The organism is Kitasatospora sp. NPDC101801, assembly GCF_044766665.1.
Classification (GTDB): Bacteria; Actinomycetota; Actinomycetes; order Streptomycetales; family Streptomycetaceae; genus Kitasatospora.
Map to the genome: position 1 here is coordinate 1 of NZ_JBIWML010000053.1, position 12,833 is coordinate 12,833.

General features: G+C 65.0%; 1 protein-coding gene. It reads right to left on the reverse strand.

From position 1 onward, the window contains the following. Positions 1–759 precede the first annotated feature (759 nt). The gene (locus tag ACIRPK_RS33815; RefSeq protein WP_403045956.1) at positions 760–12,387 is read right to left on the reverse strand and encodes a LamG-like jellyroll fold domain-containing protein; all 11,628 of its coding nucleotides are present in this window, start codon (positions 12,385–12,387) and stop codon (positions 760–762) included. Positions 12,388–12,833 lie beyond the last annotated feature (446 nt).

A 12,833-nucleotide genomic window follows, 5' to 3' on the forward strand; every position in this document is an offset into this window, starting at 1 on the left:
GCTCGACCGGCCGGACCTCTTCAACCGCCTCAACGGAGACAGTCACGTCGCTCATCAGGTGCTACTTCCATGATCGGGAGTTACACCGATGACCGTACAGACCCCCGAGAACCTGCCGAGCAGTAGCCGAATAGTCGGGATCCTTTTTGACGGACCTCTGAGATCAGGGGTTGAGCCCCGGGTCCACTGAAACGATCAAGCCCAATGGCGCCGCATCTCCGATCGCCTCAGAATTAGACTGATTCATCCGGGTTTAGTCGGGCACTAGCTCAAGAGAGTGCGGCATTTCCCCCCAAGCGGGTAGCCAGTCAGTGGCAACTTCTCCGCTCAGTGCCGCATGGAGCCAGTCGCTAAATTCTAGATCTGATTCGTACCAGTCAGCCCAGCCTCGCCGGAAGGCGGAGACTGTCCATCTGGAGTCTGGGCGGGGCACCAGAAAAAGCTGATCCCCTTCAACTGTATTTCCCCATAGTAGAGCACCGCCGGGGTTTGGAAGAACGAGATGCGGTACAACATCAGTCTTTTCCAGCATTTCGCCCATCCGTCCTGCGTAGCTCTTCAGGGTTCGCGAGCCGCATAGAAAGATGAATTCTGAAATCGCAGCATCGCCATAGGAGTCGACGATATCCGAATAGTCGCCCGGTAGGCTAACTCCCCACGATTCACCAATGAGTCTCACTGTGCCGACGTCATTGCGAACCGGGCTTCCCAGGAGACCTGCGAATTCTTCCGGATTTCTCATTTATGCAATCCCTGCTACTAGCGACAGAAGCTTCCGATATTGGTGCTGTTGTTCTGAATCGTGCAGCGTACGCTTACTGAGCCCGACGCTTGGAATTCTATCAGCGTGGGGACCGGAGAATTTGGATCCCCATATACTGGGAATACTTCCACTATGGCATGCCCGCCAGCCTTGATGGCATTTACGACAGGCTGTTCAGCATATGTGTACATCCATTGATTGGCGGCCTGGTACATCGGGACGAAGTTTCGGGTATCCGTATTGGATCCCCCCATTGCAAATCCTATCAGATGCCCTCGAGCTCTATCGTTAACGGGGAGTGAGCGCAGGCCTGGAAGCGGGAAGCCCAGGCTGGGTCGAGGTGGAGGTGTGTAGTCATTCACCGATAGGTCGGCGAAAGCTCCGGTGGCAACGCATTCCCCGGCATGCATCTTTCTCGGTAGGTATATCTTATTCGGGCCGGTCCACCCTGCGCCGGTATTGCATTTATCACCATTGCGCCCCGAGTTTGATCCTTGGCCTCCGGTTGGGCCTGATCCCGTTGCGGCAGAGATCTGTGCGACATTGAATTGCTGCGGAGTCGCGGATGGATTAACGCCCGATGTAACGACAGTGGTAGCTCCGACCGATTGGCCGTTGAGAGTTGATTGGGCTGGTGTGTTGTTGCTGTTGGGGTTGTCTGTTCCGGGTGTGAGTGTCCAGCGCGGGGGTGGCGGCGGTGTGACGGGGCCCTTGGGGGTGGGGGGTTCGCCGTCTGCGCTGCCGCAGTCGCTGTAGCCGGCGGCTAGGCCGTATTGCGGGACTCGGATCCCCGCAGGGGCTGGGATTCCACCAGCTGGCCCTCCAATTCCTGGAACTGAATAAGCAGGGACTCCAGCTATTGTCCCCTTAAAGGCATCCCACCTCTGCTTCGAAATATAGTCCGAAACTCTATTCCAATATGCCCACTCGCCATTGACATGCTGACCGGCAGATCCCTGCATATAACTAAAGGTATTCCACAAGCCTGGGTCGTAGTAAGGCCCGTTGTCGATGTCAGTTCTGTGGCTCATCGGCGCACGCGGCGGCGTAGGTGCATCGCTGTTCGGAGTAGCCCCATCTGGCTCGCAGGGGTTTGGGTTGTGGCCGGTGGGGTCGGTGTTGTTGAGGGGATCGGCGGCGCCGTAGCTGTACCGGTTGGCGATGCTGGAGGTGACGGGTTCGAGGTTGGCGGTGTCGCGGCTGGTGAACCCCGCGCTTGCCGGGTCGTACCAGCGGCTGGCGGTGCTGATCTGGCCGGTGGCGCTGTCGGTCCAGCCGCCTTGGTAGCCGATGCTGTGGGTGGTGCCGCTGGTGGCGGTGGGCTTGCCCCAGGGGTCGTAGGCGCTGGAACCGCTGGTGATTGAGGCTGTGGCGGTGAAGCTGCCGACGAGGTCGCCGTGCCGGTCGGTGTAGGCGAATGCCGCTGCGCCGTTGGCGCCGATGGTGGTGAGGCTGCCGCCAGGGGTCCGGGTGTACTTCTCGGTGCCGTCTGATGTGAGGGCGCTGGAGGTGGCGTCGTAGGTGAAGCTGTGCCCGGCGGTTTGAGCGAGGCGGCCGAGGGCGTCGTAGGTGTAGGTCTTGCCTGCCTGTGCGGTGAGCTGGTCGAACGCGTCGTAGGTGGCGGTGGAGGTGTTGCTCCCGGACGTGCTGCTGGTGCGGGTACCCCTGGGGCTGTAGGTGTAGGTGGCGGTGGTGTTCTGACTGGTGAGCTGGTTGCGCTGGTTGTAGGTGGCCGTGTTGGTGCCGTCGGCGGTGAGGTTGCCGTTGCCGTCGTAGGCGTAGGCGGTTGAGGCGGCGCCGTCGTTCCAGCTGTTGAGGCGGCCGGCCTGGTCGTATGTGTAGGACTGGGTGGTGGAGCCGGTGAGGCCGCTGGTGGTCTTGGTCTTCAGGCGGCCCGACGGGTAGTAGCCGTAGGCGAGCGATGCGATCGCGGCGCCGGCGGCGGTTTTGAGGCTGTCGTTGGTGACGTTGCCCTGGTCGTCGTAGCCGTAGGTGCGGGTGTTGCCGGAGCCGTACTGGACGGTGCTGACCTGGCCGCGCGGCGTGTAGCTGTAGTTGACGGCCAGTCCGGTCTGCGGGTCGGTCAGGGTCTTGAGCTGCCCGGCGGGGTCGTACGTGTAGGCGGTGATGCCTGCGGTGTCACTGCGGGACAGGAGCTTGCCGTCCGCGTTGTAGCTGTAGGCCGCGTTGCTCATGGGGCCGGAGGCGGTGGAGGTGAGGCCGCGGTCCTCGTAGCTGTAGGACTGGGTTCCGCCCGGCGTGGACAGGGAGGTGAGTCTGCCGTTGAGGTCGTAGCCGAATGTGCGGGTCGCGGTCGGGGTGCCACCGCCGGTTCCGGTCTGGGCGGTGGGGTTGCCGGCCTCGTCGTAGGTGTTGGTGATGGTGACGCCGCCGGGTTCGGTGAGCTTCACCGGCTGGCCGAGGCTGTCGTAGCCGGTGGTGTAGGTGCGGTCGGCAAGGGCGGGATACGCGGAGGTGGCCGGCTCGACGGTCGATTCCGGCAGGCCGAGGGTGTTGAAGGTGTAGTAGGTCGTGTTGCCGTTGCCGTCGGTGTAGGCGGTACGGCGGCCCGCGATGTCGTAGCCGAACTTGTTGGTGATGCTCGTGCCACTGGCGACGAGCTCGACGCGCTGGGTGGGGCGGCCAATCGCGTCGTAGGCAACGGTGCTGGTGTTGCCGTCTGCGTCGGTGGAGGTGACGGGGTTGCCCGCGACGTCGTAGGTGATGCTCGTGGTGGCCAGGGTGGCGCCCGCTGCCGACTTCTGTGAGCCGGCTGTCACACGGCCCGCACGGTCGTAGCTGAAGGTCGTGGACGGTCCTGCGGTGCCGATCTGGTCGCCGGGCAGCGTGATCTGAGCGGGCCGGCCCACGAGGTTGTAAGTGGTTTTGGTAGTCCGGTTCAGCGGGTCGGTGACGCTGGTCCGTTCTCCGGCCGCGTTGTATATGGCGCTCTCGGGTGATCCGCTGGGCGCTGTGGCGCGGATGCGATTTCCGGCGTCGTCGTAGCCGAACGTCGCGGTATAGACGTCTGTGACGGCACCCGCCCGGCGGACGAGCTGCGATGTGGTGGCGGGCCGGCCGAGGTCGTCGTAGGTCGCCTGGGTCTGCGCGCCGGTCGGATCCGTGCTCGAGAGCTCCTCGCCGTTGAGGTCATAGGCGTGCCGGACCTTGCGGACGGTCCCGTTGAGCGGCGGCAGGGTGGTCTCGACGAGGTTGCTCAGCTGGTCGTAGGCGTTGGTGGTCAGCTGTCCCTTGGCGTCGAGAACGGTCTTGACCCGACCGAGCGGGTCGTAGTCGATCTGGGTGACCGGTGTGATGCCAGTCGGCTCACCAGGGGCAACGTAGGTGTTGCGAGCAACGGAGTCGTGCTCGCCGGCTGCGTCGTAGGTGTGAGTGAAGGTGGTGATGTTCCCGCTGGGGTCCTGGACGGAGGAGGGGGAGTTGAAGATGCCATAGCCGGTGCGGGAGATCGCCCGGGCTTGAGGAAGTGTCACCGCTGCGCCGGTAGTGGCGTTGAACGCGGTGCTGGAGGCCGGTGGACGTGTGGTGACCGTGGTCCGGCCAAGGGCGTCATGCGCGTACGTGGTGGTGTAGGCCGCAGGATCAGCCCCTGCGACGTTACCCAGGGGGCTGACCGTGGTCAGTGGCAGGCCGCGTTGGTCGTAGGTGTTCTTGACGACGCTGTCGGCGGGCTGGGTTCTGGTGGTCTGCGTGAGGGGCTGGCCGAGCGCGTTGTAGGTGTAGTCGGACTGCTGGGACTCGGTTCCTGCGGTGAGGACGGCGGAGAGCATGTTCTCGGTGGCGTCGTATGTGTACTTGGTGGTGCGGTTGAGCCCGCCGGGGTCGAGGGTGTTGCTGCTCAGCCGTCCTGCGGCGTCGTAGCTGGACTCGACTGTGGTCTTACCTCCGCCGGTGATCTCCTGGGTGAGGTGCCCGGCAGCGTCGTAGGTGTTCTGCTGCAGGACGATGTTGCGCAGGGTGCCGTCGGGGTTGCGGTAGCCGTCGAGGTCGACCTCGGAGAGGGTGTTGTTGTCGTTGTAGTAGTTGTGGGTGGTGCGGCCCATCGCGTCGGTGACGGTGGCGAGGCGGCCGGCGGGGTCGTATGCGCGGGATTCCAGGATCTGGGAGCGCGAAGGCACCGGGTCGGTGGGGCTGCCGGTGTAGTTGCTGATCGAGGTGCGCAGGAGCTTGCCGAGTGCGTTCCAGGTGTAGGACCACTTGGTGCCGGCGGCGTCGGTTTTGGTGCTGAGGTAGCCGTTGGGGTCGTAGCTGAAGGCTGTGGCGCGGCCGGCCGGATCGGTGGTCTTGGCGACGAGGCTGTTGGTGGTGTTGTAGGTCCAGGTGGTGGTGCGTGGGGCGTCGCCGCCGGTGGTGTCGGCGGTGGTCTGGCTGGTCTGGTTGCCGTCGCTGTCGTAGGTGAGGCGGGTCTGGCGGGTGTGGACGGTGCCGGTGACGGCATCGGTGGCGCTCGGGTCGGTCTGGGTGGTCAGGTTGTCCTGGCCGTCCCAGGTGTAGGTGGTGGTGCTGGTCTGAAGGCCTGCTCCGCAGTCGGTGCAGTTGTCGGTCTGGGCAGTCATGCGGCCGATGTTGTCGTGGGTGTAGCTGGTCACAAGCCCCGTTGGGCTTGTCGTGCGGGTGAGGTTTCCGGCCTTGTCGTAGGCGTAGCTGGTGCTCTTCCCGCCGCTGTCGGTGGTGACGGCGGGCAGGGCAGCGGGTTGGCGGCCGTCCGACCCTGTGGCCGGCTCGGTTCCGGCGGTGTAGGCCGTCGTACTCGTACGCCCGTTGGGGAAGTCGGCGGTTGCGGGCAGAGTGGCGGAGGTCAGGTCGCCGGTGCTGTTGTACGCGTAACTGGTGGTGTACGTATTGTCGGAGGCGTCTGCGGAGCGGGCGTCACTGGCGGTCAGCTGGTGGTCGTTGGAGGGATTGAACGGGTTGACGGGGTCTACGAAGTAGGTGGCGTAGGCGGTGTTGCAGGTCGCCGCAGTGCTGCAGGTGGTGGTTGAGACGGTGTTGCCGCGTTCGTCGTGGCCGGTGGTGACCGTGTGCCCGTTCGGGTCGGTCACGCTGTGGAGGTAGCCGTGGGTGTCGTAGGTGTAGCGGGTGACACCAGTGGTTGGGTCCTCCGTCACCGCGAGCTTGCCGGTGCGGGTGTCCCAACGCCAGCTCATGGAACGGTTGCTGGGATCGCTGACGGACACGGAGGTGACCTTCGTGGGGCTGGCCCCCTTGCCCATGGCCTTGTAATGGGCGCCGACGGCCTCAGCGCCCAGCCGGGTGGGATAGAACGCGACCTGCGCGATGGAGCCGGTGAAGCGGCCTCCGGGACTGGTGGGAGCATTCGGCCACCCGCTGTCGGCCGTTCCCGCACCGACATACACGTAGCCGGATCCGTTGTAGAAGATCTGGCGCGCGGCGTTGCTGGCTGCGGCCTGGGCACCGTCCAGGTAGAGGGCCTGACCGTTGTCGTCACCGGCGATGACCGCATGGTGCCATGCACCGTCGGTGACTGTGCGGGAGGAGACCAGGGCATCTGCGGCGGTCCCCGTCCACAAGGCGCCGTACAGCCTGCCGTCGGTTCCGACGTACAGGGCGGGGTTCCATTGGTCACCCGCAGCCCGGGCTGTGTCGATCTGGAAGCTCTGGTAGCCGTAAAGGGTGCCTGCGGTGGTGGTCTTGAACCACAGCTCGACGGTATTGGGGCCCTTGATCGCGGCGGCGGAAGCCGGTAGTTGTACGAAGGACGTGGTGCCGTTGAAGGTGGCAGCGGTGCCTTCGGAGGTACCGGACGGGCCAGCGGTGCCAAGAGTGGTGGCCGTGTAGGTCCCGTGGTCCTGGTTCGGCAACGCGGTGCCCAACTGGTTCTGAGCTATGGCGATGCCAGCTGGCTCGTTGAGGCGCCAGTAGGCGGACGGCGTGGCCAGAGTGACGGCTGCGCGGTAGTTGGCCGACTGCGAGACGGCCTCACCCGCCGGGCCGGTGGCAGCGGCATAGTGACCGGCCACCGCAGTAGCCGACAGCGCGTACGGGTAGTAAGAGAAATCGGTGAGCGAGCCCTGCAGATGGCCGCTTTCATCAGCTGGGGCTGACGGCCACGTCTTGACCGTCCCCGCGCCGAGGTAGGCGTAGGTGTCACCGTTGTAGCTGGTTGCGCCGCTCACGGGCACGCCGCTGGCAACGCCGTCGATATACAGCTGTTGGAACACCGTCCCGTTGGAGTTGCCAGCGACGAGGTTGGCCATGTGCCAGATGTTGTCGTTGACAGTCCGGGCCGAGACAGCGCTGTTGGCTGCGCTGCCGTTCCACAGCTGGCCGTAAAGCTTCCCGTCATTTCCCACGTACAGGGCGGGGTTCCAGCGTCCGCCGGTCGTGTTTCCGCCAAGGGGGAATGACTGGTAGCCGTAGAGCACGCCGGCACCCGCCGTCTTGAACCAGAGCTCCACGCTGGCCGCGCCGCCAGTCCTGGGGGCGGCAGTGGAGGGCAGTTGGACGTACGAGGAAGTTCCGTTGAAGGACGCCGCGTCGGTGCCGCCGCTTGTGTAGGGGCCAGCCACGCCGCGAGTGACGTCGTTGTAGCGGCCTTGGTTCTGGCCGAGAGCCGCCGAGGACAGCATCTCGCCGGCCTGGTTGCCTGCGGTGTCTGCGAAGCGCCAGTAACCGGTCGGCCTTGCGTCGACCACGGCCACGTCATAGGTGGTGGCACCGCTCGAGGCAGCCTGGAACAGCTCCGTGATCTTGTTCGCGTTGGAAAGACCGTGAGCGAAGGCCGCGACGTTGGCGATCTGTCCCTTGAAATGACCGGCGGGATCAGTGGGTGCGCTGGGCCAATCTGAGGTGACGTTGCCCGCGCCGATGTAGACGTGGTTCTCCCTGTTGGCCTTGATGGTGGCGTTCAGAGGACCTGCCGCCACCGCACCGTCCAAGTAGAGGCTCTGGGCGGTGGGACTGTCGGCAGAAAGAGCCGCGAAGTGCCAGTTGCCATCCGTGACCGAGGTGGCGGAGACGAGTGCGTTGGAAGCCGAGCCTGTCCAGAACTGCCCGTGGAGTTTGCCGTCCCTTCCCACGTACAGGGCCGGGTTCCAGCTGTCTTGGGGCTGGGCTTTCCCACCGATCGGGAAGGACTGGTAGCTGATGAGCACACCAGGTGCTGTTGTCTTGAACCACACGCCCAGCGCACCGGGACCTGCTGTGGGGGCGTAGGCCGCAGGAACCTCCGCCCAGGAGGTCACGCCATCGAAGGTGGCAGCACCCGGCGATCCGGCCATGGGGCCGGTCGCTCCGAGCGTGACATTGGAGTACGTGCCGTTGTTCGGGGCCGGGCGCGGCGAGTAGATCATGTTGGAGGCTTGGCTGGCCGAACTCTCCGCAAGGCGCCAGTAGCCGGATGGCCGCGAGCCCATCACCTCACTCCGGTACTCCTGCTCGGAGCCGGATACCGAGGGCGAGTTCAGCTTCCACACACCACCGTTGGCATCGGTCACCTGCGTCGCACGGTCCTTGACCGCGTCGTACACCACCGCGAGCTTCGTCTTACCCGACGGCAGAGCCAGTGCAGTCAGCTGCACCGATGCATTCCGGCCCGCTGCCCACTGCGCCGCGACTGCCGGTGCACCTAGGGCCTGCGGGTAGATCGCGACCTCGGAGAGCTGGCCGGAGAAGCGATTGTTGCCGTCCGAGCCGGCTGCGGGTACGGCAGGCCAGGGGATGCCCTGGGTGAAACCGGAACCGAGGTAGGTGTAGTCCATGTCCAGGTGGTCGATCGCGCCAGCCCGGGTCCCGATCGCAGCACCGTCGAGGTACAGCGTCTGACTGTCGCCACTGCCCGAGAGAACAGCGAAGTGCCACGCCCCGTCCGTCACTGTCCCCGACGACGTGATGGGCTCGAAGCCGACCGACGGTCCGTAGAACTCTGCCCTCAGTTTTCCGTCGCTGCCGACGTACAAGGGAGGAGAACCATGCGACGGCCTACCGGCCAGCGGCGCATTCTGGTAGCTCATCAGGACACCGGGCGACGTGGTCTTGAACCACAGCCCCACCGCGAGGTAGCTGTTGCGCAGTGCTGTGTTCGGCAGCGCCACCGACGAGGTGCTGCCGTTGAAGGTGGCCGCCGTCGTGGCCGAGCCGACCAGCGGCCCGGCGGTCGAACCGAGCGTGACGCTCGCGTAGGTTCCCTTGTCACTGTCCTGGTTGGCGATCACCTCGCTGTTCGCGCTTGTTCCCGAGGCCTCGCCGAGCCGCCAGTAGGAGGACGGTCCTGAGTCCAGAACCGCAGAGCGCATATGGGAGCCCGGAGTGTACGAGTATGTGGTGCACGGCCTGGTGATGTTGGAGCCGGTCGGCGGCGTGCACACCTGCGAAAGCCGGTCGGCGTTCGTGGCGTCATAGCTATACGTCCAAGCCAACCTGGTGCTTGCATCTGCCCCGGTCACCGGGCCGGTCGATACCTGCGCCACATGCCGTCCGTCGGCCGTCCATGCGAAGTACAGCGCGCGTCCTGACGCCTCGTCAGTGACGGTATCGAGCTTTCCCGAAGTGTAGTGGAGCACCTGGCTGTGCTGCTCGCGGTCGGTGACACGCGACAGCAGATACCCCGAGCCCGACTTCTGGTTGAACGAGTAGACCGTCCCGGACTTGTCAGCCAGAATCCAGCCGCCGCCCCCGGCGCTCGCCGCGAGTGTCTCGAACTCGCCGGCAGGGGAGGTGTACAGAGGCATTCCAGTGGTAGTGCGAGCGGCCACGGACCACTGACTTGCACTGTGGTAGAGGTACTGGATCCCGTCTGCCTTCTGAACCGCGAGGATGTCCGTACTGATGTCGCCAGCAAGGCCGTTCACTGGTGCCAGGTCGCCCGCGGTGTCCCAGCCGGTACCGATTTCGGTACGCGTGGCGAGCGTCGAGGTACCAAGGGTCGCGGCGCCGGTTCCCGCGTAGAGGAACAGCTTCCCCGACGAGGGCTCGACCGCGACCAGGTCACCCCGTCCGTCATGGTTGAAGTCACCGCCGATCAGCTCGGACATGGAGTTCCAGCCCCAGCCCAGGTACACCCGCGCCCCCGGCGAACCGCCCGGGTTGATCGGGTAGGCATAGAGGTTGCCAGTCGACTTCTCCACGGCGACCAGGACCTTCCGTCCGTCGCCGGTCAGCGGCGGGGTCACCGCAAGGGACGCCATGTCGTTCCACCCGGAGGCCCCCAGTTCCACGGAAGCACCGGAGTTGCCGGGGTAGAGGCGCAGTGAACCGTTCCAGTTCGCCACCGCGATGACATCCCCAACGCCGTCACCGGTCACATCCGCGCCTGTGATCTGCGAAACACCGTCCCATCCCTCGCCCTGCCATCTCCGCTGGGCCTGGGAGAAGTCCGGTCCCGGGTAGAGCCACAGCTTGCCCGTGCTGGAGTCGACCGCGACGGCGTCATCGATGCCATCGCCGGTCCGGTCTCCGATGCCGGCCAGCTGGGTGAGTTGGAAGTCGTTGCGCCCGAACCGTTCCGCCCGGCCGCTGCCGGTCGTCAGCACTACCGAGCCCGTCCCGTCCGAGTCCGGCACGACACTCATGTCGTAGGCCGACGACCAGCCGGATCCGAACAGAGCCGATGAGCGAGGGTCCAGGGAGTTGTACGTTCGCGAAACCTCCAGGGCAGGGCCCACCGCTTCCACAGAGGCGTCAGTCGCCGCAGTGGTGTAATTGCCCACCTGGGCGTCAAACGTGCGGGTCGTCCCGTTGCCTGCGGAGCCGCCCAGGCGGGAGGTGATCGCAGGCTGCTGGACTGCGGTCGTGAACGCCGTGTAGTCGCTCAGGAGGCTCTCGCCTTGGTGATCTCCTACCTTCACACGCCAGAAGTAGCTTTTGTTCCATGCCAATGTGCCGACCGGGATCCGCCAGGACGAGCCCGGCTGCCACCCGGATTCCGCGATGAGGGCAGGGCTGCCCGACTCGGGGTTGGTGTAGACCTGGAAGTCGTAGTCGAGGCCCACGCCCGGGCTGTTGTCCGGGTCATGGCCGGTCGCATAGAGCTGAGGGGACAGCACACCGACGACGGTGTTGCCGAGCGGTTCCGCGGTGTCGATCTGCGGTGGAGTGTTCTGCGACGACACCCAGATGCAGCTGTTGTACTTGACGCCGTAGGAGTCATGCAGCGACGCGGTGCCCCCGACAACGCCGTCCCAGCAGACCTGGTACTGAGAACCGACCGGCAGGGGCGGGATCGCCACTGCGACCGTCGTCGAATCACCCGTCCTGACCAGACCCGATACGCCCGTGAGCTGGGCGTTGACCGCGATTTCGTTCCAGTTGGCGTCGTAGACCCGGGCACGGACCTGCATGCTGGAGGAGTTCCACCAGTTGGCCGCCTCGTTCCTCAACGTCACCTGAGCTGAGCCGGGCTGAATAGCCGTCGGCGGGATGTAGCTGCTGACAGCGTTGTAGGTAGCGGCCCAGTCAGCGTAGGTGACCGCAAGATAGGGCGGGTAGCTCGTGTTAGTGCTGTCGAACTTTTTGTACGCGTAGTTGTCCCACGGGTCTGCTGTCAGAGCCAGGCCGTAGTTGCTTCCACCATGGGTCCAGCTGTTCACCAGCTGCGACCCCGGGCTTGTCTGATCAGATCCCAGGTGGATGGTTTCCCACTGGACGCCACCACAGGTGTCCCCGGCCGCGAACGACTCGCCACCGAGCCACCGGCCGACGCTCAGCCCGGGGGAGTCACGGATGGTCTGAGGATTCCATGCACTCGTGATCTCACTGACATTGACGGCCCGTCGGTCGCATTGCCATGAGTGGGTGTTGGCGATCTTAAGGTCAACCTTCAGGACGAAGTTGGCCCCCAGGTTCGCTACCGCAGGGAACGTGAGGTAGCTGCTCGTGACATGGCTTCCGCCGTCATACGTGCCGACGCGCAACTCGTTTGACGTCGAGTTGTTTGCAGAGAACCCGCTGGACACATAGGTCGACTGGCCTGCGTTCACGTTGGCCGAGCTCGTCGGGTCGACCTGCACCGGGAAGACGCGCTTCGGGTCGTGGAGCCAGGCAGCGTCCAACTCCATCCGCAGCGCGGGGGCGCCGCCCACCGTGATCAGCGAGTACTTGACACCGTCACTCATCACCCCGTCACCGGATCGCGGGTCCTTCGCTGAGTCCTCCATCGACCCGGTAGGGATGATCGCCCGGACCGCGCCGGCACTGTCCTTGAAAGCGACCTCACCCTCGCTGCCGATCGAGGCAGTCAGGCCAGTCAGTCGCAGAGGAAAGGTCCAGCTCGTCGGTGCGGTTGCGTCCTGGAGAACCAGGGTCTCCTTCACCCCGGCAGCCAGGGCGTTGTATACAAGATCGGTCTTCGGCGCTGCCAGGGGATACGTGATGGTGTTCCCGGTGACTACGCCGCGGCTGCTGGTAGCGCCCTGAAGGCTGTACGACAGCTCATGGCCGGCGTCCAAGCGCAGAGTTACCAACGAGGGGGAATCGGCAGAGACCGCGAAACTCGGCTTCTGGCTGTTCGCGCTCTCGTGCCACCTGTTGTCCCGGCCCAGGGCAAGCGTGGTGTCAATGCTGCCCCACGTTCCGTCAGGCGCCTTGTAGTGCACGGGACGGCTGTAGACACGCGTGGTCTTGGTGCCGTCGCTGTTCTGGAACACTGATGTGCTCTCCGTACGAGCGGCGACATCCTCAACGCTGCTGTCCCCTTCTGGAGCCGGCGTGAGAACCCCGCCTGCCGTATCGGAATGCTCTGGGGGATCAGCCATCGCTTGACTCTTCGCCAGGCTCACGGCGGATTTCGTCTGTGCTTTCGGGTGCCCCTGAACCCAGTCGGGCGGTTCAGCGGACCGGACGGGCTCTGTGGCGCGGGTAGCTCCTGCAACCCGGGGCGAACTGTGGTTGCTGCCACGGGCTTCGGCCAGCTCACCCGCTCCGGGAGCGTGCGGCGCAGACTTTCCGCCCTCAGACTTGTCCGTAGCCGACACCGGGACCTGGCCAGCACGGTCGGCTGCAGTACCTGCCAACTGTTGCGGGGTCCGGGGTGACGCAGTGCTCTGCGGAGCATGCACTGCTGCGAAGGCGACTGCGTCCTGAGTCGCCAGAC